This is a genomic window from Curtobacterium sp. SP.BCp (genome assembly GCF_051903255.1).
Lineage (GTDB): Bacteria > Actinomycetota > Actinomycetes > Actinomycetales > Microbacteriaceae > Curtobacterium.
Window position 1 is genome coordinate 1,675,833 of record NZ_CP194338.1, and the last position, 18,473, is coordinate 1,694,305.

19 protein-coding genes are annotated in these 18,473 nt (G+C 73.8%); 12 read left to right on the top strand and 7 right to left on the bottom strand.

What is annotated here, in order from left to right; all coding sequences use genetic code 11:
- Positions 1-112 precede the first annotated feature (112 nt).
- On the top strand, positions 113-364 hold the full coding sequence (locus ACRQ4C_RS08125) for a DUF4287 domain-containing protein (protein ID WP_439690779.1): 252 nt from the start codon (positions 113-115) through the stop codon (positions 362-364).
- Between the two features lie 17 nt (positions 365-381).
- Here the strand turns inward: ACRQ4C_RS08125 and ACRQ4C_RS08130 are convergent, their stop codons facing one another.
- On the bottom strand, positions 382-1,353 hold the full coding sequence (locus ACRQ4C_RS08130; RefSeq protein WP_439690780.1) for an acetylxylan esterase: 972 nt from the start codon (positions 1,351-1,353) through the stop codon (positions 382-384).
- 121 nt (positions 1,354-1,474) lie between these two features.
- On the opposite strand from ACRQ4C_RS08130, the gene ACRQ4C_RS08135 reads away from it, so the two are divergent.
- Positions 1,475-2,443: a hypothetical protein gene (locus tag ACRQ4C_RS08135; RefSeq protein WP_439690781.1), complete on the top strand. Its 969-nt coding sequence runs from the start codon at positions 1,475-1,477 to the stop codon at positions 2,441-2,443.
- 7 nt (positions 2,444-2,450) lie between these two features.
- Here ACRQ4C_RS08135 and ACRQ4C_RS08140 read toward each other — a convergent pair whose 3' ends face one another.
- Positions 2,451-3,278 (bottom strand): alpha/beta hydrolase, encoded by an 828-nt coding sequence (locus ACRQ4C_RS08140; RefSeq protein ID WP_439690782.1) that lies wholly within the window; start codon positions 3,276-3,278, stop codon positions 2,451-2,453.
- A 46-nt stretch (positions 3,279-3,324) separates the two neighbouring features.
- Between ACRQ4C_RS08140 and ACRQ4C_RS08145 the strand changes: the two genes are divergently transcribed.
- Positions 3,325-4,005 carry a 2'-5' RNA ligase family protein gene (locus tag ACRQ4C_RS08145; RefSeq protein WP_439690783.1) on the top strand — a complete coding sequence of 227 codons (681 nt, stop codon included), beginning with the start codon at positions 3,325-3,327 and terminating at the stop codon, positions 4,003-4,005.
- Between the two features lie 13 nt (positions 4,006-4,018).
- Here ACRQ4C_RS08145 and ACRQ4C_RS08150 read toward each other — a convergent pair whose 3' ends face one another.
- Positions 4,019-4,582: a GIY-YIG nuclease family protein gene (locus tag ACRQ4C_RS08150; RefSeq protein ID WP_439690784.1), complete on the bottom strand. Its 564-nt coding sequence runs from the start codon at positions 4,580-4,582 to the stop codon at positions 4,019-4,021.
- A gap of 80 nt (positions 4,583-4,662) precedes the next feature.
- Between ACRQ4C_RS08150 and ACRQ4C_RS08155 the strand changes: the two genes are divergently transcribed.
- Positions 4,663-5,400, top strand: coding sequence for a hypothetical protein (locus tag ACRQ4C_RS08155; RefSeq protein WP_439690785.1), 738 nt, complete (start codon positions 4,663-4,665; stop codon positions 5,398-5,400).
- Between the two features lie 18 nt (positions 5,401-5,418).
- Here the strand turns inward: ACRQ4C_RS08155 and ACRQ4C_RS08160 are convergent, their stop codons facing one another.
- From ACRQ4C_RS08160 to ACRQ4C_RS08175, 4 genes are read right to left on the bottom strand one after another with little or no spacing between them, the layout of a single operon-like run.
- A complete protein-coding gene (locus ACRQ4C_RS08160; RefSeq protein WP_439690786.1) occupies positions 5,419-6,090 on the bottom strand; it encodes a DUF4232 domain-containing protein in 672 nt (223 codons plus the stop codon).
- A 1-nt stretch (position 6,091) separates the two neighbouring features.
- Positions 6,092-7,438 (bottom strand): sensor histidine kinase, encoded by a 1,347-nt coding sequence (locus ACRQ4C_RS08165; protein WP_439690787.1) that lies wholly within the window; start codon positions 7,436-7,438, stop codon positions 6,092-6,094.
- A complete protein-coding gene (locus tag ACRQ4C_RS08170) occupies positions 7,435-8,094 on the bottom strand; it encodes a winged helix-turn-helix domain-containing protein (RefSeq protein WP_290131923.1) in 660 nt (219 codons plus the stop codon). Before ACRQ4C_RS08170 ends, ACRQ4C_RS08165 begins: the two co-directional genes overlap by 4 nt.
- A gap of 48 nt (positions 8,095-8,142) precedes the next feature.
- Complete coding sequence (locus ACRQ4C_RS08175; RefSeq protein ID WP_439690788.1) at positions 8,143-8,988, bottom strand: siderophore-interacting protein; 846 nt, start codon at positions 8,986-8,988, stop codon at positions 8,143-8,145.
- Positions 8,989-9,060: 72 nt separating this feature from the next.
- On the opposite strand from ACRQ4C_RS08175, the gene ACRQ4C_RS08180 reads away from it, so the two are divergent.
- From ACRQ4C_RS08180 to ACRQ4C_RS08215, 8 genes are all read left to right on the top strand, one after another.
- Positions 9,061-9,735 (top strand): heme oxygenase (biliverdin-producing), encoded by a 675-nt coding sequence (locus ACRQ4C_RS08180; protein ID WP_290131921.1) that lies wholly within the window; start codon positions 9,061-9,063, stop codon positions 9,733-9,735.
- A 287-nt stretch (positions 9,736-10,022) separates the two neighbouring features.
- Entirely contained in the window at positions 10,023-12,680 is a 2,658-nt protein-coding gene (locus tag ACRQ4C_RS08185; RefSeq protein ID WP_439690789.1) for a phosphoenolpyruvate carboxylase, read from the top strand.
- 605 nt (positions 12,681-13,285) lie between these two features.
- Positions 13,286-14,503, top strand: coding sequence for a multidrug effflux MFS transporter (locus ACRQ4C_RS08190; protein WP_439690790.1), 1,218 nt, complete (start codon positions 13,286-13,288; stop codon positions 14,501-14,503).
- Positions 14,504-14,633: 130 nt separating this feature from the next.
- Positions 14,634-14,972, top strand: coding sequence for an STAS domain-containing protein (locus tag ACRQ4C_RS08195; RefSeq protein ID WP_058726050.1), 339 nt, complete (start codon positions 14,634-14,636; stop codon positions 14,970-14,972).
- Positions 14,969-15,385, top strand: coding sequence for an ATP-binding protein (locus tag ACRQ4C_RS08200; protein WP_290131917.1), 417 nt, complete (start codon positions 14,969-14,971; stop codon positions 15,383-15,385). Before ACRQ4C_RS08195 ends, ACRQ4C_RS08200 begins: the two co-directional genes overlap by 4 nt.
- 102 nt (positions 15,386-15,487) lie before the next feature.
- On the top strand, positions 15,488-16,471 hold the full coding sequence (locus tag ACRQ4C_RS08205) for a helix-turn-helix transcriptional regulator (RefSeq protein WP_290131916.1): 984 nt from the start codon (positions 15,488-15,490) through the stop codon (positions 16,469-16,471).
- A gap of 186 nt (positions 16,472-16,657) precedes the next feature.
- Positions 16,658-17,254, top strand: coding sequence for an RBBP9/YdeN family alpha/beta hydrolase (locus ACRQ4C_RS08210; RefSeq protein WP_439690791.1), 597 nt, complete (start codon positions 16,658-16,660; stop codon positions 17,252-17,254).
- A gap of 118 nt (positions 17,255-17,372) precedes the next feature.
- Positions 17,373-18,404, top strand: coding sequence for a hypothetical protein (locus tag ACRQ4C_RS08215; RefSeq protein WP_439690792.1), 1,032 nt, complete (start codon positions 17,373-17,375; stop codon positions 18,402-18,404).
- Positions 18,405-18,473: the final 69 nt, after the last annotated feature.

The following is an 18,473-nucleotide window of genomic DNA, read 5'->3' on the forward strand; positions in this document are numbered from 1 at the left end:
CGGCACGCGACGGAACACACCGTCACACGGGGGTCCGATCGTGACGTCGAGTGACGCACTCCGGCGCTGTGCGGGGCTTCTGTGACGCCGTGTGCAGCGCTACCGTGAGCGCATGACCGGACACCGAGTGACCGCCCCCGAGCCGCCCGCCGTCGGTACGAAGGCGACGGGGCCGCAGTCGTACTTCCCGAGCATCGAGGCGAAGTACAGCCGCCCCGTGCAGGAGTGGCTGGACCTGGTGGCCGACCGGCTCGACGACCACCAGCACATGGAGGTCGTGTCCTGGCTCAAGGAGGAGCACGGCCTCGGGCACGGTCACGCCAAGGCCCTCGTCGCGTACGCCCGGAACGCACTCGGGCGCTGAGCGGCGCGGCCACGGTCCTAGCCGCGGAGCACGCTCGCGAGCCGCGGGAGCGTCGCCGTGTCCTCGTGTGCGCCGCCGCCCTCGTGGCCGTTGTACTGCCACACCGTGATCTCCTTCGGGCCGGCGTAGGCGTTGTAGGCCGCGTACACCGTGGACGGCGGACAGATCGGGTCCATCAGCGCCGTGGAGAACCACGCCGGAGCCGTCGCGCGTGCCGCGTGCAGCGCTCCGTCGAAGTACGCGAGGGTGCCGAACACCTGGTCACGACGATCCCGGTGCACCGTCAGGTAGCGGGCGATCTCACGGTAGGGGTCGGCGTCGGTGATCACCGAGGCGCGGGGGAAGTCGCACAGGAACGGCACCCGCGGGAACACCCCGGCCAGCCCCTCGACGAGCCCGGCGACCGCGATCGCAAGGCCACCGCCCTGGCTGACGCCGAGGACCGCGACCCGCTCGGGGTCGACGAGGTCGATCGACCGGACGGCGTCCACGGCGCGGACCGCGTCGACCGTGAGCCGCCGGTAGTAGTAGGTCTCGCGGGACTCGATGCCCCGGGTCATCACGCCGGGGGCTGCCGGTCCGCTGCCGTCCGGGTCCGGGGTGTCGCCCACGGACCACCCCGAACCCTGGCCACGCGTGTCCATCACGAGGTGCGCGTACCCGGCGGACGCCCACAGCAGGCGCTCGGTCGCGAGTCCCCGCCCGCCGCCGTACCCGATGTACTCGACCACCGCCGGAAGCGGCGCGTCGGCCGAGGTGCCCGCCGGCACCGTCAGCCAGCCACGGACGCGCTGTCCGTCCCAGCCGGCGAACGACACGTCGTACGTGTCGAGCGTCGACAGGCCCGTGTCGACCCGGGACAGCTCGACGGCGCTCGGGTGCTGCCGTGCGGATGCGAGGGTGTCCGCCCAGAAGGCGTCGAAGTCGGCGGGTTCGACGGCGCTCCCGCGGTGGGTGAGGAGCTCGGGGCCGGTGATGTCGGTGTACACGCTCTCGACCCTGGCACGGGTGCGCATCGGTCGCCAGGGAGCCGAACGGACTGTGGACGGCCCGCGCTCCGGCGCTCGCTGTGCAGGACCGGTTGTCGGCGGTCGCTCCTACCGTGGCGACGTGGTCGAACCCGTGGACGCGTGGTGGCGCCGCCGACAGTGGTCGCGTGGCGTCGCGGTGCCGTACGCCGTCGGCGAGTTCCGCGCCGCGTGGGAGTCCTACCCGGTGCTCGTCCGGCAGTACCACCCCGAGTGGAACCACGGCGTCGTCCTGACCCAGGTCCCGCCGGCGGCCGAGGTCCTGCTCACGTGGGAGTGCGACGTCGGACACGTCTTCGTCGCCACCCCCGCCGAGCAGCGCGGACGGCCGGGCCGTGAGCGACGCCGGTCGGTCTGGTGCCCCGAGTGCGCCGTGCAGGCACAGCCGCAGCGGTGGCCCGCCCTGCCCGCCGACTGGCCGGCGGCCGTCCCCGCACCCCAGCGGGTCGTGCGGCTGACCGGCCGGCAGACCCTGCCCGCCGCACCTGCTCGGGGTGTCCCGGCCGGAGCGGTCGCGACGTCGCGGAACCGACCCGACCGCAGCGGCGCGCGGCGGACGGGCGAGCGGCGGCCGTCGGTACCGCGCACGATCTGCCCGAAGACCCCGCGCGTCCCCTCGGGTGAGGCGTTCACGAGCGTCTGCGCTCCCGCGACGGCCTCCGCGGTCGAGGCCGAGCTCCGTGCGGCCCTCTCCGGCCGCTTCGACTTCACCTTCGACCGGAACGCGATCCGCCTCGACCGGCCGTTCTTCGACCACGTCGAGGCCTGGCCGGACATCGTGCTGCCGGAGCTCCGTGTGGCGATCGAGTACGACTCCACCGGGCGCCACGGTCTCGAGCACGTCGGGCCACGGCAGGAGACCGACCGGCGGAAGGACCGTGCCGTCCGCGCCGTCGGGTGGGAGGTCGTCCGCATCCGGACCGGTCGGCTCCCGGCGCTCGGACCGTACGACCTGCAGGTGTCCGGCATCTCCAAGCGGACGATCGAGCAGCTCGTGGACACCCTGCGGGACCTGCGCGGGCCGTTGTTCGTCGACGCCTACGCCCGCTGAGCCGGGGTCAGCGCCAGAGCCACCGCAGCGCGTCAGGCAGGACCACCCCGCCGTGGTTCGGGCTGTGACCGCCGTCGCCGAGGACGAGTCGGTGGTCGTACCCGCGTTCGGCGAGGGCGGCGGCGACCAGCAGGTTCTCGCTGTACCAGTTCCGTTCCCGCTGGTCGTGTCGCAGGTCGAAGCGGTTCGCCTCCAGGAAGACCCGGATCGGCTTGTCCTCGGCCGAACGGATGAGTGCGGGGTACGGGTCGCCTCCGGGGATCTGGGCGAAGCTGGACACGAAGCCGAGCACGAGACCGAATGCGTCCGGTCGGTGCCAGGCAGCGGTGAACGCACAGTTGCCGCCGCTCGAACCGCCGCAGATCGCGCGCCGCGCGGGGTCGTCGGTGAACCGGACACCGGTTCGCTGCTCGACGGCGGGCAGTACCTCGTCCAGCAGGAACGTGACGTAGCGGTCGTCGGCAGGGTCGTACTCGGCGTTGCGGTTCGTCGGCTGGCCCGGATCGACGAAGACCCCGACGGTGACGGGCATCGAGCCCTCGTGCACGAGGTTCTCGAGGACGGTCCCGGCACGCATGTCCTCGGCATCGTCGAGGTACAGCCGACCGTCCTGGAAGACCATGAGCGCGGCCGGCTCCGAGCCGTCGTACTGGGCGGGCACGAACACGCGGACGGTCCTGGTCGTCCCGGGGTACACCGTGCTGTCGGTGAGGTCGAACTGCACGACCCGACCTCGCGGCACGCCCTCCGCCCGTCTCGACGACGGCCCGTGGGTGTAGTGCATCGCGCCGGTCACGACCGGGAGCGGGGAGAACGGCAGCGGCGACGTCGACACGTCCGCACCGTACCGTGTCGGGAGACGGGTGTGGTGTGCTGAGCGCATGACCGTGCACGAGTACCTGTCGAGGTACGACGCGTTGTGGGCCCGTGCGCGTTCCTCGTACGAGACGGGGGACCTCGTGATCGACCGCCCGCCCGTGGACGGCGATGCCCGCTGGGGGCTCAGCCTCGTCGTGCTCCCGGGTGCGGAGCTGCACGCACGACTCGTCGAGGCGACGGATGCGCTCGCCGACCGGATGGCCGGCCCACAGACCGTGGTCGCTCCGTCCGATCTGCACATGACCGTCACCAGCCTCGAGCCGTACCGCGACGAGGTGGACCCCGTACTCGTCGACGCCTACTGGGTGGCGGCCGGAGAAGCGCTCCGTGGAGGGATGCCACAGGTGTCCTTCCGCGGCCTCGGCGGTTCGGCTGCTGGCGTGTTCGCACAGGGCTTCGCCGACGACCGGCTGCTCGCCGTCCGGCGACGGATGCGCGAGGTCGGTGCCGCCCTGCACGGCGGAGAACCGCCCACGCCGGCGTTCATCCGCGACACCGCCCACGTCTCCCTGACGGTGCACCGCGCAGCCGCGCCGGAATCGCATGTCGCCGCGTTCGTCGACTCGGCGCGCGACGTGCCGCTCGGCGACCTCCGAGGAGCGTGCCTCGCCCTCGTCCGGTACCGCGAGGTCGGCGGCGCGATGCGGCTCGAACCGATCGCGTCGACAGACCTGAGCGGTTGACCGCAGATGTCGATCAGCCCCGCAGCGCCAGCGCCTCGCTCCGCCACCGGGCCAGGAGCTGCCACGGGTCCCCGACGCCGGCAGCGACCACGTCGACGTGGGCGAGCAGCTCCGGAGTCGTCCGGAACCACTCGGTGCCCGGGTAGCGCGTCGCGGCGAACTGTGCGTGCCGTCGACGTTCGACCGTGCGGTCGCCGCGCTCGAACGTGAGGAGGTCCTGGTGCGCGATCGCCGCGAGCCGCTGCCGGGGGTTCGCGGTCGTCCCGATCTTGATGCGGTCGCCCGAGGCGTCCCGCATCCGCAGGTAGTACACGACGTCGACCCGTGGGGGAGCGAGGTCGCCGTCGGGCACGTCGCCCCAGCGCCACTCGCAGACGGCGCACACGGCACCGCTCGGGTAGCGGACGCCGACCCGCGATCCACAGAGCAGGCACGGGCCGGGCAGGACGTCCTCGACCCCGGCCGCGTCGAGCACGGCCTCGTCGATCACGGCCTCGTGGTGCACGCCGCAGAGCGGCACCGCAGCGGCAGCGTCCGTCGCGGGGGAGTCGCACCCGGGTGCACAGCAACTCGTCACCCGGCGAGTCTCACACGAGCCGACGACACAGCGTCCCCGGCCCGCGACCGAGACGCTCCCGACCCTCGTAGGGTTCGGGCATGCACTGGCAGCTCGACCTCCTCGAACGGCTCCGCACCGCCGCCCCGACGGTCAGAGACGTCCGCCCCTACGGGTCCGTCACGACGCCCGATCACCTCGACCGGTGGAGCGACCTCGACGTCGAGCTCGACCTCACCAGCGACGCGGACGCCGGGCAGCTCTTCGACGGGACGCCCTGGGCGTGGCAGGACACCCGGGACCGTACGGACCCCACCGTGCAACGCCTGCGGCTCGTCCTCGCCGACGGTCGGCGGGTCGACGCCGCGGTCCGGGGCGGGACGGTGCGGCTGCCGGAGCCGTCGCCGGACAACGCCGTGCGCTTCGACCTCGCCCTCGCGGCCACGCGGTTCGGCCGCGGCGCCGACCTGATCGGCCTGCACCTCGTCCTCGGCGTCGTCAGGAGCACGCTCGAACTCTGGATGGCCGTCGAGGACCGTCGCACCGGGACCACGCACCACCGGTCCGGGTCCGCGACCGACGCGGCCGCAGCCCGCGCCCTCGCCGCGTTGGCCGGCCCGCTCGGCCCGGCCACGGTCCTCCAGGCCGCTGCTCTGCACGACGAAGCCCGCGCCGCACTCCAGGAAGCCGCACGCGCCGAAGCGCGCGCCGCCCTCCGCGAAGCCGCGCGCGCCGCCGCGCACGACGGCGCACGCGCCGACGTCGACACCGACGCCTCGACGCCCGACTGGACCGCCCTGCGCACCATCGTCGGTCAGACCGGAACGGACCCGGCCTGACCGACGCGGAGCGACCGCTCACGCCCCCGGCTGCACCGCCTGCACCTGCAACTGCTCCACACCCGACGCCGTGCACGCCGACAGCTCCAGCTGCCCCGCGTCCACGAACAACGACTGCTTCGACCCCGGCGGGTACACCCGGAACCCGTCCGCCGTCGTGATCCCGCAGTCCTCGTAGTTCCGCGCCTGCGCCACGAGCAGCGTCGCGTGCGCCGTGCTCCCGGCCGCGATCGTCACCGTCCCGTGCGCACTCGACCGGTCGAACGTCGCCGGCGCGCCGAGCTGCGTCCCGTTGCCCTTCCCCACGAAGGACACCCCCGGCCAGCCCTGCAGGGTGCACGGCGACGAGCCCGTGTTCCGGAAGACGATCTCGTACGCCTGGTGCCCGGCACTCCCGCCGCCAGCCGCGGTCGTCACCGACCCGTGCAGGTGCGTCGCCGTGCACGCACCCGAACGGAGCGACCCGGCCTCCGACGACGTCCCGTCGGCGTCGCTCGCCGACGACGCGGTCGCCGGACTGGAGGCGCTGCTCGCCTCGGTCGCGGACGCCGCGCCGGCAGCGCTGTGCGTGCTCCCCGTGGTCGGTTCTGCCTGTACAGCGCCGCCGCTCGCACACCCGGCGAGGGCGACGAGGGCGATGATCCCCGCAGCCCCCGCGAACGCCGCGCTCTTCCACGTCGTGGTGGTCATCTCAGGTTCCTTCCTGTCTGCCTGCGTCCACGCTCCGCCCGCGAGCATGAGGTTTCGATGAGGCGCGGGCGTGACCCTGCCGGAACCGCACGACCACGGTCAGCCCGGGGTGCTCGGCGTCCTCCGGGGCGGTGGGCAACAGGGACAGCTCGGCCCGCTGCGCCCGCGCCGCCCACTGCACGATCGCCAACCCGGTCCCCGTCCCGAGCCCGCCGGTCGCCCCCGGACGCAGGGCCCGCCGACGGTCCCGTGCCGGGACGCCCGGGCCACGGTCGGCGACCCGCAGCGCACCGTCCCCGACCCGGACCGCGACCGGCGCAGCCCCGTGGCGCTCCGCGTTGGCGAGCAGGTTCTCCACGATCCGCTCGACCAGCTCCGGGTCCGCGTCCACCACCGTCGGCTCGGTCCGCAGCTCGATGTCGGCGTCGACGGCGGCACCGGGACCTGCCGCCTCGACGTGGGCGATCAGGGCGCGTTCCACGACCTGGTCGAGCCGCACCGGCACCGTCGACACCACTGCCGGACCCGCCGAACGCGCCCGGAGCAGCAACCGCTCGGTCAGCGCCACGAGCCGGTCCACCTGCCGCACGGTCTGCTCCGGCGGCGCCCGACGCTCGGCCAGCACCCGCAGCGTCGCGAGCGGGGTGCGGAGCTCGTGCGCTGCCTCCACCAGGAACTGCTCCTGCGCCTCCAACCCCCGCACAGCCGGACGCACCGCGATCCCCGCGACGACGTGCGCGAACGCCGCGGCCACGAGCGTCAGCGCGCCGGCCGCGAGCAACAACCCGGTGCGGAGCTGGGTGTGCCCGACCGCGGCGGCCACCGGCTTGCCCGCGACGGCGATCCCACCCGTGTACCCGCCGTCCACGTAGGTCCCGAAGTCCGTGATCGTCGCCGCCGCCCAGTGCAGCTCGGGGCCGTCGGGAGCCGAGGCCTCCGGCGCGACGAACGTCACGACCTGCCCGTCGGCTCGCCGGGCGTCTGCGAGCGCTCGCCGCAGCACACCGTCCGACGGCAGCGCGTCCTGCCCGGGTTGCGCGTACGCGATCGCCCGGTCCGTCACGAACCCGTACACCGGCACGGACTCGGCGGCGTGGCTCTGCTGCACCGGTCCGAGGTTGAGCGCCTGGTCGTCGCCGAACGTGACGAGGTCCGCGAGCGTCTCGGCGCGCTGCCGGAGGTCGGTGTCGGTCGCCTCGCCGCGCGACGCGAGGTCGATCCGGAGCGCCGCGCCCACGAGCACCCCGAGGCACGCGGCCGTCGCGGCGGCGAACACGAGCGTCGTCGTCCACCGGATGCGGGCGATGCGCCGGCGTGCCGGGTCCGACCGGCGTCGGTCCCGGCTCACCCCGTCACCCGGTAGCCGACACCCCGGACGGTCTCGATCGGGTCCGGGCTCCCGAGCCGGCGTCGGAGCTGCCCGACGAGGACGTCCACCACGTTCGAGCCCGGCGCGCTCATCTCGTCCCACCCACGCTCGAGCAGCTCCGTCCGGCCGACCACCCGCCCGGCCGCGGTCAGCAGCACCTCGAGCACCGTGAACTCCTTCGCCGTGAGCGACACCGGCTCTCCGCCGCGGTGGACCTCGTGCCGGGCGGTGTCGAGCTCGAGGTCCCCGACCCGGAGCACCGGGGGAGCCGGGTCCGCCGCCCGACGCCCGAGTGCCCGGATCCGCGCGGTCAGCTCCGCGAACGCGAACGGCTTGACGAGGTAGTCGTCCGCGCCGTGCTCGAACCCGGCGACCCGGTCGGACACCCGGTCCCGCGCGGTGAGCAGCAGCGTCGGCGTGGTGTCCCCGGCCCGTCGCAGCGCGTCGACGAGGGCCACGGCGTCACCGTCGGGGACCATGCGGTCGAGCACGAGGCAGTCGTAGTGGGTCACGGAACGCTGGAGGTCCGCGTCCCGGAGCGTCCCCACGTGGTCGACGACGAACCCCTCGTCGCGCAGGCCGTCGACCACCGCGGCGCCGAGCTCCACGTCGTCCTCGAGCAGCAGCACCTTCACGGCGCCGACGCTACGTCCTCGGGTCGTGCTCGTCCGCGGCGCACCCTGTCACTCCTCGAAGATCACGCCGATCGGCTCCCGCTTCTCCTCCTGGAACCGGTCCTCCGCCCGCCCGAGCGCCCAGTACGCCGACAGCGACAGCTCGGACTTCTCGAGCCCCCAGTCGTCCTGCAGCAGCCGACGGATCGCCTTCACCGCGGTCCGCTCGCCGTGCGCGAAGACCTGCACCGGCCGGGAGGGACGGGGCAGCGAACGCGCCGCCTCCAGCAGCAGGGTGCCCGGCTCGGCGCCGGTGGCGTCGCGGTGCAGCCACCGCAGGTCGACACCCGCCGGGTGGGCGATCGGCTGCTCGTCGGCCGGACCGGCCACCTCGACCAGGGCGACGCCCGTGGCGGCGTCGGGCAGTGCCTCCAGGGCGGACCCGATGGCGGGCAGCGCGCTGTCGTCGCCGAGGAGCACGTGCGTGACCGACGTGTCGGTGGACGGCGCGTAGCCGCCGCCCGGGCCGGACAGCGCGAGCCGGTCGCCGGGTCGCGCCGCGGCCGCCCAGGGCCCGGCGAGGCCGTCGTCGCCGTGCACCACGAAGTCGATCGCGATGGTGCCCGCAGCGTGGTCGATGCTCCGCACCGTGTAGGTGCGGCGGGCGGGGCGGTCCTCCTTCGGCAGCGCGGCGCGGAGCTCGTCGAGGTCGTACGGCGGCTCCAGCCCGAGCCCCGGCCTCGCGAGCAGGAGCTTGACGTAGCGGTCGGTCGCGGCGATCCGGGCGGGGTCGGCGCCGGACACGAAGTCGGCGAAGGCGGGGCCGCCGAGGTGCACCCGGACCATGTGGGGGCTCAGCCGCTCGGTGCGGTCGACGACGAAGACGTGCTGGGGGCGGTTCGGCTTGGGACTCATCGGGGACGAGTCTCCTCTCGGTTGCGCGTGCGTGGTGCTTGACTCTCCAGGAGGTGAGGTTAGCCTTACCTCATGGACACCACCGTCACGCCGTTCTCGGAGCTGCTGCGCCGCCGCACCCGGCGTGCCGTCGGTTCCGCGACGGGGGACGGCCTGCTGCACGACCTCGCCGCGGGGACGTGCGACGTGGCGGACCACGCGGACCTCCTCGGCCAGTACGCCTTCGTGTACGACGCCCTCGAGCGCGCTGCCGAGCGGATGGCGGACCACCCCGTCGTGGCGCCGTTCGTGACGCCGCAGCTCACCCGGATGCCCGCGATCCGTGCCGACCTCGAGTACCTCATCGGGCCGGACTGGCCCGAGCTGGTGTGCCCGCTGCCGGCGACGACCGCGTACGTCCGACGGCTCAACGAGGTCGCCGCCACCTGGCCGGGCGGCTTCGTCGCGCACCACTACACGCGCTACCTCGGCGACCTGTCCGGCGGTCGGGCGATCGGCACAGTGCTGAGCGACCGCTTCGGTTTCGAGACGAACGGCGTGCTGTTCTGGATCTGCGAGCAGGTCGCGGACCCGGCGGCGTTCGGTGACACCTACCGCGAGCAGCTCGACCGGGCGCCGTGGGACGCCGACGAGCAGGAACGGGTGATCGCAGAGGTCGAGACCGCCCACGCCCTCGACCGGCGGCTCCTCGCCGAGCTCGAGGCGCTCCGGACGCCCGCGTCCGCTCCGCGAGTCGTCCACGGCTGACCCGCGCCACCGACCCGCCGGGACCGCGGCGCACGGCGATTGCAGGGGTGCTCCTGCCGCGTGCCGCGGTCCCGGTGCTCATGCTGCCTGCTCCGCGCCGCCGCGGTGGCGGATGCCGTCGTCGCTGCTGTTGGTCCGTCCGGATGCCGTCGTCGCTCCTGCTGGTCCGTCCTGACGCCGTCGTCGCTGCTGCTGGTCCGTCCGGACGGTTGTCGTCACCCGTCCCGGCGGCCCGATACGCTGCTGGGATACCGGGGCTCGTCCCCGGCAGACCCGGAAAGGACGACATGACGGCGATCGACGGCCAGACGCGTCACGGACGCGCCAGGGACGACGTGAGCGGAGCGGTCGACAGCGACCTCCGCGCCGACGTCCGCTACCTCGGCAACCTGCTCGGGCGGGTGCTACGCGAGGTCGGCGGCGACGACCTGCTGCGCGACGTGGAGACCCTGCGTGCCGCGGTGATCGAGGCCTACGAGGGCTCCGGCACCGACGGGGCAGCGCGGGCCGAGGAACTCGTCGCGGGCATGTCCGCCGAGCGGGCCGAGGCCGTCGCACAGGCGTTCACCACGTACTTCCACCTCACGAACCTCGCCGAGGAGCACCATCGCGTGCGCGTGCTCCGGCAGCGCGGCGACGACGGCGGTCTCCCCGGCGACTCGTTCCCGGCGACGTACGGTTCGCTCGTCGAGCAGGTCGGCGCCGACGAGGCGGCGGCACGGCTCGAGGGGCTCCGCTTCCACCCGGTCCTCACCGCGCACCCGACCGAGGCCCGTCGCCGCGCCGTCACCACCGCCGTCCGACGCATCACCGACCTCATCGACGAGCGCGACCGCGCGCGGAACGCCACCGCCCGCGCCGAGAACGAGCGACGCCTCCTCGAGGAGATCACCACACTCCTCCGGACCTCGCCGCTCCGGACCACCCGGCCGACCCCGCTCGACGAGGTCCGCACGGCCATGAGCGTGTTCGACCAGACGCTCTTCGAGATCGTCCCGCAGGTGTACCGCCTGCTCGACGACCGGCTGCAGGGCGACGACGCGGGCCGCGCCCCGGTGGTCGCCCCGGCGTTCGTGCGCTTCGGCACCTGGATCGGCGGCGACCGCGACGGCAACCCGCACGTGACCGCCGACGTCACCCGGCAGGCCGCCGAGATCGCGTCCGAGCACATCCTGCTCGGCCTCGCCCGTGCCGCGACCCGCATCGGCAGCGCCCTCACCCTCGACGCGAGCGAGACCCCGGCCGACGCCGGACTCACCGCCCTCGTCGCCGAGCAGGAGCGCCTCGACCCCGCCGTCGCCGAACGGATCGGGGTCCGCGCGCCGAACGAGACGCACCGTCGGGCGCTGCTGTTCGTGGCCGCCCGCATCCGTGCGACGCGTCGCCGTGACGACCGCACCGCCTACGCGAGTCCCGAGGAGCTCCTCGCCGACCTGCGCACGATCCAGGCGTCGCTCGTGGCGGCCGGTGCCGTCCGACCGGCGAACGGCGAGCTCCAGAACCTCGTGTGGCAGGTCGAGACGTTCGGGTTCCACCTCGCCGAGCTCGAGGTCCGGCAGCACTCGCAGGTGCACCGCACCGCCCTCGCCGAGATCCGCGCGGGCGGCGCACTGAGCGACACGACCCAGGAGGTCCTGTCGGTCTTCCGGACCATCGCCGACCTCCAGGCCCGCTTCGGCGTCCGTGCCGCACACCGGTACATCGTGTCCTTCACGCAGTCCGCTGCGGACCTGGCGAACGTCCACGAGCTCGCGGTCGCCGCACTCGGGTCGGCCGAGGCGGCCCCGGTGCTCGACGTCATCCCGCTGTTCGAGACCTTCGCCGACCTGCACGCCAGCGTCGACATCCTCGACGAGGCCGTCCGCACCGAGCCGTTCCAGCGTCGACTCGCAGCGACCGGGCGTCGGCTCGAGGTCATGCTCGGCTACTCGGACTCGTCGAAGGACGTCGGTCCGGTGTCCGCGAACCTGGCGCTGTACGACGCACAGGCCCGCATCGCCGACTGGGCCACGGCGAACGACGTCGAGCTGACGCTGTTCCACGGCCGTGGTGGATCGCTCGGGCGTGGGGGCGGACCGGCGAACGAGGCCGTCCTCGCGCAGCCGCCGGGGTCGATCGACGGACGGCTCAAGCTCACCGAGCAGGGCGAGGTCATCTTCGCCCAGTACGGCGATCAAGACATCGCCGCGCGGCACCTCGAGCAGATGGCGTCGGCCACGCTGTTCGCGTCCTCGCCGTCGAACGAGCAGCGCACGGCCGCGGCGGCCACCGAGTTCGCCGACCTCGCGCAGCAGCTCGACGACGTGTCGCGCCAGGCGTTCTACGACCTGGTCAAGGCCGACGGGTTCGCTCCGTGGTTCGCCCGGGTCACCCCGATGGAGGAGATCGGCCTGCTGCCCCTCGGGTCGCGGCCGGCCCGTCGCGGGCTGTCGGTCGAGTCCCTCGAGGACCTCCGCGCCATCCCGTGGGTGTTCTCGTGGACGCAGGCGCGGATCAACCTCGCCGGCTGGTACGGCCTCGGTTCGGCGCTCGAGGCAGTCGGGGACGTCGACGTGCTCCGCCGTGCCGCCGCCGAGTGGCCCCTCTTCGGCGCGATGATCAAGAACGTCGAGATGTCGCTCGCGAAGACCGACGAGTACATCGCCGGCCGGTACCTCGAGCTGGCGGACCGCGACGACCTCGCCGCACGCGTGCTCGACGAGATGCGCCGCACCCGGGCCTGGGTGTTGCGGATCTCCGGCGGCGCGGACGTCCTCGAGGACCGCCCCGTCCTCGCCCGCGCCGTCCGACTCCGCAGCCCGTACGTGGACGCGCTCTCGCACCTGCAGCTCCGGGCGCTCCGGTCCATCCGGACGAGCGGCAGCACCGACCCGACGGACGGCGACCACCGCCTGCTCCTGCTGACCGTGAACGGCATCGCTGCCGGCCTGCAGAACACCGGCTGACCCGGCTTCTGGCCCACGAAACGCGCGCGTTCCGACGTCCCACCCGTCGAACGACGCGCGTTTCGTCGTGCTCGGCGCGCGTCACGTCCCACTCCTCGATGCCGCGATCCCACGCCCCCCCCCGCCCCCCGATGAAACGCGCGCGTTTCGTGGGCTTGGCGCGCCCCCGGCGCAACGCGACCGCCTGGAGGCCCGGGGCGCGTCCGGCGAGCCGGCACCGGTCCTCCAGGCCGTGGCTGGTGCACGAAACGCGCGCGTTCCGACGTCCCACCCGTCGATCGACGCGTGTTTCGTCGTGTCCGGCGCGCGGTGCCCGCCCGTCGTTGTCGAACGACCGCGCCGCTGTCGAACGACAGCGACCGCGTCGCTGGTTGCGCGTGCAACCGTCCGCGCACCGAGCGTCGCGCCCCCGGCGCAACGCGACCGCCTGGAGGCCCGGGGCGCGCCCGGCGGTCCGGCACCGGTCCTCCAGGCCGTGGCTGGTGCACGGGACGCGCGCGTTCCGACGTCCCGCCCGTCGAACTACGCGTGCGGTGTCGAAACGCGCGCGTTTCGTCAGCCGATCTCCGTGTCGAATCGATTCGAGGCGGCGTAGCGTGGGCCGGGTGACGAGGGAGCGCGGCGCGGAACTAACGACCACCCAGCGGGGAGCGCTGCCGCCGATCGTGCCGCTCGCCCTCATCGTCGGGGTGTCGCCGTTCGCCACGGACATGTACATCCCCGCGCTCCCGGCGATCGCCCGTGACCTCGCGACGACCCCCGGAGCCGTACAGCTCTCGTTGACGGCGTTCCTCGTCGCGTTCGCCGTCGGGCAGCTGCTCGCGGGCCCGGTGAGCGACGGGATCGGACGTCGGCCGCTGATGCTCGTCGGCACCGCCGTGTTCGCCCTCGCGTCGGTCGGCTGCGCACTCGCCCCGGACGCCGTGACACTCGTCATCGCGCGCGTGCTCCAGGGACTCGCGGGGGCAGCCGGTGCGGTTGCAGGACGGGCGATGGTGTCCGACGTGACGGACGGACCGCGGATGGCGAAGGTGTTCGGCACCCTCGCGGCCATCAACGCGATCGGCCCCGTGGTCGCGCCGCTGGCCGGGGGAGCCGTGCTGGCGGTCGCGAGCTGGCGCCTGATGTTCGTGGTGCTCGCGGCGCTCGGAGTGGTGTTCTTCGTGTTCGTCGTCCTGCGGTTCCACGAGACCCTGCCGCGAGAGCGTCGCGGCGGCGTCGGGTTCTCCGCGAACCGGGACCGGATCCGGCAGCTCCTGGCGATCGGACGGTTCCGCGCCTACGTGCTCACCGGGGTGCTGTCGACGATCGGGTTCTTCGCGTACATCGCCACCAGCTCGTTCGTGTTCCAGACCCAGTACGGGTTCAGCGAGGGCCTGTACACGCTCGTCTTCGCCACGAACGCCTCGATGATGATCGTGACGACGCTGGTGTTCCGGCGGGTCGTCGGGCGGTGGTCCGAGGACGGGTTGCTCTCCTTCGGTCTGGCGGTCGGGACACTCGGCGCGCTGGGGGTCCTCACGTCGGCGCTGCTCGGTCTCGGGCCGGTCCCGGTGTGGTGTTCGCTCGCCGTGGTGACCGGGGCGTGGGGCTTCGTGCTCCCCGCCGCCATGACACGGACGCAGCACGTCGGGGCGGCACACCCGGGGACCGCAGCGGCGCTCCAGGGTGGCTTGACCTTCGGCCTCGGCGGGCTCGGGACACCGCTCGCCGGTGCGCTCGGGGGCACCGCGCTGGCGATGGGGTCGGTCATGGCGGCCCTCATGGCCGCAGCGGTCGTCGTGCAGCTGATCGCCACGCGCCGGGCCCGCGTCGACGCGTGACCGGTGGTCGGCACGCTCGTGCGCCGGGCGAGCATGCCCACGCGCCGTGCCGGTGGCGACGCACGACCCGGGTTGCCCGGTAGGTTCGACGCGGTAGGTTGCGAGCACGAACCGAAGGGGAGCGCACCGGATGGACATCGTCGTACACGAGGCATCAGCGAACACAGCCGTCCTGGAGTGCAGCGGCCGACTCAACATGGTCTCCGCTCCGGCCTTCCGCGAGCGGGTGGCCGAGGTCGTCGGAGGCGGGCGCGCGAACCTCGCGGTCGAGCTGTCCGGGGTCGACTTCATGGACTCCTCGGGCCTCGGCGCCCTGGTCGGGTCGCTCAAGACCGCACGCCAGGCCGGGGGAGACCTCCGCATCGCCGCACCGTCGGAGCAGGTGCAGATGGTCCTCAAGCTGAGCAACATCGACAAGATCCTGCGGACGTACCCCAACGGGGACGCCGCGGTGTCCGACTGGCTGTGACCACCGCGACCGGCGCGCACCGCGTCGAGTTGGACTGCCCGCCGGACGACGTCACCGCGGTGCACGAGTTCCTGGCGCGCGTGTGGCAGGCTGAGCCGTCGGTGTCCGCCGAGGATCGGATGGCGCTCGAACTCGCGCTCGTCGAGCTGACGTCGAACGTGATCGAGCACGCGGGCCGCGGGCGGCAGCTCGCGTGCCGGGTGGACCTCTCGTGCTCGTCCGACGGGTACGCCGCCGTGGTGAGCGACGACGGGGCCCCGGCAGGCGTCGACCCGGGGGCGGCCGAGCTGCCGGACGACCTCGCCGAGAGCGGGCGTGGGCTCGCGCTGGTGAAGATGGTCGTCGACGACCTCCGCTACGACCGGGTGGACGAACGGAACCGCTGGTCGCTCCAGCGCGCCCGGCACGACTGAGGCTCGCTCGACTGATCCACGGACCGCACTCGTCGGGCCGTTTCCCGCACGGAGCGGACACCGATTGCCCGATGCGCGACCCGTCGTGCGACGCTTCGGACGATGAGCACCGCCGCCGCCGCAGACGCACGGGCCGACCGCGATCCCCGGTCGACCTTCGACGTGTCCGGCACCGATCCGGACGAGGCCGTCCGGATGTACCAGGACGCTTACGAGGGCGCGGGGTTCGCTGCCGACCGGACCGACCGGGTGTTCGGGTACCGCTTCAAGGTCGTCGGTGACGACACGATGACCTTCCGGTCCACCCGCTTCGACGGGCGGATGCGCGGCGAGGTCGAAGTTCGGGACGAGTACGTCGTGATGTGGACCGCGGAGGGCGGCGGCCGCGTCGACATCGATCGCGACGAGGTGGCCTTCGGACCGCGGACGCCGATGATGTTCCCGTCCGGGCGGCCCTTCGTGTTCGACCTCGCCGACCTCCGTCAGAGCCTCGTGCAGTTCGACCGCGCGTACCTCGAGGGCGTCGCCGCCGAGGTGCACGGGGTCCAGCCGGGGCCGCTCGTGTTCGACCACGCGCGGACCCCGGACCCTGCGGACCTCCGGGCCTGGAACGCGCACGTGCAGCGCGCCGCCCGCATCGTCCTCGGGCCGGCACCGCTCTCGGGCCTCGCCCTGGCGGAGACCACTCGCGAGACCGCGCACGTCCTCCTCCGCACCTTCCCGCACACGGTCCTCGCTCCAGAGGTGCTCCTGCCCCAGGGCGCGACCGGACGGGTGCGCACCGCCATCGAGTACATGCACGCGTCGGCGCACACCCCGATCACCACGACGGACGTCGCCGAGCGGGTGGGTCTCAGCGTGCGCGGGCTCCAGCAGGCGTTCCAACGCCAGGTCGGCACGGCGCCGAACGCGATGCTGCGCGGCATCCGACTCGACCGGATCCACGACGAACTGGAGCGCGGCCGCCCCGGCGAGACGACCGTGGCGTCCGTCGCCGTGCGCTGGGGCTTCGCGCACCTCGGTCGGTTCAGCGCCGCCTACGCCCGGCGTTTCGGCGAGTACCCGCGCGACACCCTGCAGCGCTGACGCGGGAGTGCCTGCGCGACACCCTGCAGCGCTGACGCGCGGCACCCTCCAGCGCTGACGCAGACGGACTCCAGTGCTGACGCAGACGGCCGTCCCCGGCCGGACCTGCTGGACGACGCCAGTGTCGACCCGACGCGGCCGACCGGCCCATCTGCCCCGTGCCGACCCGACCGCTACGCTGCTCCCGTGCAGCGACCGCGACCGTGGGTGATCGTGCCCGGCATCTGGAACTCCGACCCCGAACACTGGCAGTCCCGGTGGCAGGCGGACCGCGAGGCCGCGGACGGACGGGTGGTCCGGATCGCTCCGGCGTCGTGGTCCCACCCGGACCCCGAGGACTGGCAGGCGGCGATCACGTCCGCGGTCGCGTCACTCGACCCGGCGGACGGGCCGCCGGTCCTCGTCGCGCACAGTCTCGGCGTCCTCGCCGCCGCACGGTGGCTCTCCGATCCCGCGCGCGGCGACCGCGAGCGACGCACCGGCGGTGCCGCCCCCGTCGCGGGAGCGCTCCTCGTCGCACCGCCGGACCCGGAGGCACCCGGCTTCCCCCCGGAGGCAAGCGGGTTCACGGCACCGGCGCACCGCTCCGTGTTCGGCAACGTGCACCTCGTCGTCAGCGACGACGACCCGTACTGCGCAGCCGACCGGGCACTCGCGTTCGCCTCGACGCTCGGCGCGACGGTCCACCGGATCGGCGCGGCGCAGCACGTCAACGTCGCCGCCGGCGTCGGTGAATGGGAGGCCGGACGGGCCCTGCTCGGGACGATCGACCGACCGGACTGAGGCCGCACCGGGCCGTCCGGCGCGACACGCCGCTCACGTCCGGGTGACATGGCAGCGGATCTCGCGACACTCCGCGGATCTCCCACGGTTCTCCGCCTCCGATATTTACGGTTCGGGCATGGAGACGCAGTCCGGTGCACGCACCCCCCTCGTCGACCCCTTCGGTCGCGAGCTCGAGGAGTGGCTCCGTGACGCCCCGGCCACGCGCGCACCGTACCTGGCGGACCTCGTCGTCCCGCCGGTCACCGGTCCCGTGCAGCGACCGGACGCCGCGACGCTGACCACCCCGACCGCCGAGCCGGCGATCGACCACAGCGACGAGTGCACCGACGCTGACGACACCGCCGTCGCGGCCCCCGACACCGCCGCCGAGGCCTTCCGCCGCCCGCGCGACCGCGCCCGCCACGCTGCGTGCGCCCCGTCGTTCCCGGAGCCCCCGGCGCGCCTCGCCCTCCGCATCGAGGACCTCGCGATCGAGGTCGACCCCGCCACCGGACGGCCCACGATCGAACGCATCGTCCTGCTCGAGGACGAGGTCCGCCGCCGTGACGAGGACCTCGCGCGCCTCGCCGCGTGGGAGGCCACCGTCGCCGACCTCGACGACCCCGAGGTGCGCGCCGCCCGTGCATTCGCCCGCACGGTCTTCGCCGACCTCCTCTCCGATGCCGCCGTCGAGGCGGACCGCCGCGAGCGCGCCGCAGCCCGCCGCGCGGCGACCGCCCCGGTCCGCACCGTCGCCGGACCCGTACCGGCGGCCGCGACCACGGTCGCGACCGTCGCAGCGCCGACCGCGACCCCGGCACTGGTCGAGCCCGAGCGTGCACCGGAACCCGTCGCCGACCGCGACGAACCCGTCCGACCCGCACCGGGCCTCCTGGCCGTCACGCCGGTGTCCGCGAACACGCGACCGACGCCGCTCGTCCAGCCCGCCACCGGACCCACCGTCATCGACCGCCAGGCGTTCGCCGCCGCGCTCACCGCGCACGTCGGCGCCACCGCGAGCACGCCGGTCGTGCTCCCCGAGGCGGCTCGCCCGGTCGACGCGGAGCCGACGGCGGAAGCCGCTCCGCAGGAGCGCGAGCAGGAACAGCACACCGGCTGGTGGCAGCGGCTCGTCGCCCGCATCCTGCGGGTGCTCGGACGCGCCTGAAGTGCGGCCTGGAGGCACGGATCGCCCGGGCCGCACGACCGACGTGGTGCGTGTGGTCGGCTCGGTAGA

Bases quoted from the DNA above. Each gene is read 5' to 3' on its own strand.
- ACRQ4C_RS08180 (WP_290131921.1), top strand. From the start codon at position 9,061: ATGGACACCACCGTCACGCCGTTCTCGGAGCTGCTGCGCCGCCGCACC.
- ACRQ4C_RS08155 (WP_439690785.1), top strand. From the start codon at position 4,663: ATGCACTGGCAGCTCGACCTCCTCGAACGGCTCCGCACCGCCGCCCCG.
- ACRQ4C_RS08160 (WP_439690786.1), bottom strand. From the start codon at position 6,090: ATGACCACCACGACGTGGAAGAGCGCGGCGTTCGCGGGGGCTGCGGGG.
- ACRQ4C_RS08185 (WP_439690789.1), top strand. From the start codon at position 10,023: ATGACGGCGATCGACGGCCAGACGCGTCACGGACGCGCCAGGGACGAC.
- ACRQ4C_RS08205 (WP_290131916.1), top strand. From the start codon at position 15,488: ATGAGCACCGCCGCCGCCGCAGACGCACGGGCCGACCGCGATCCCCGG.
- ACRQ4C_RS08175 (WP_439690788.1), bottom strand. From the start codon at position 8,988: ATGAGTCCCAAGCCGAACCGCCCCCAGCACGTCTTCGTCGTCGACCGC.
- ACRQ4C_RS08125 (WP_439690779.1), top strand. From the start codon at position 113: ATGACCGGACACCGAGTGACCGCCCCCGAGCCGCCCGCCGTCGGTACG.
- ACRQ4C_RS08215 (WP_439690792.1), top strand. From the start codon at position 17,373: ATGGAGACGCAGTCCGGTGCACGCACCCCCCTCGTCGACCCCTTCGGT.
- ACRQ4C_RS08195 (WP_058726050.1), top strand. From the start codon at position 14,634: ATGGACATCGTCGTACACGAGGCATCAGCGAACACAGCCGTCCTGGAG.
- ACRQ4C_RS08145 (WP_439690783.1), top strand. From the start codon at position 3,325: ATGACCGTGCACGAGTACCTGTCGAGGTACGACGCGTTGTGGGCCCGT.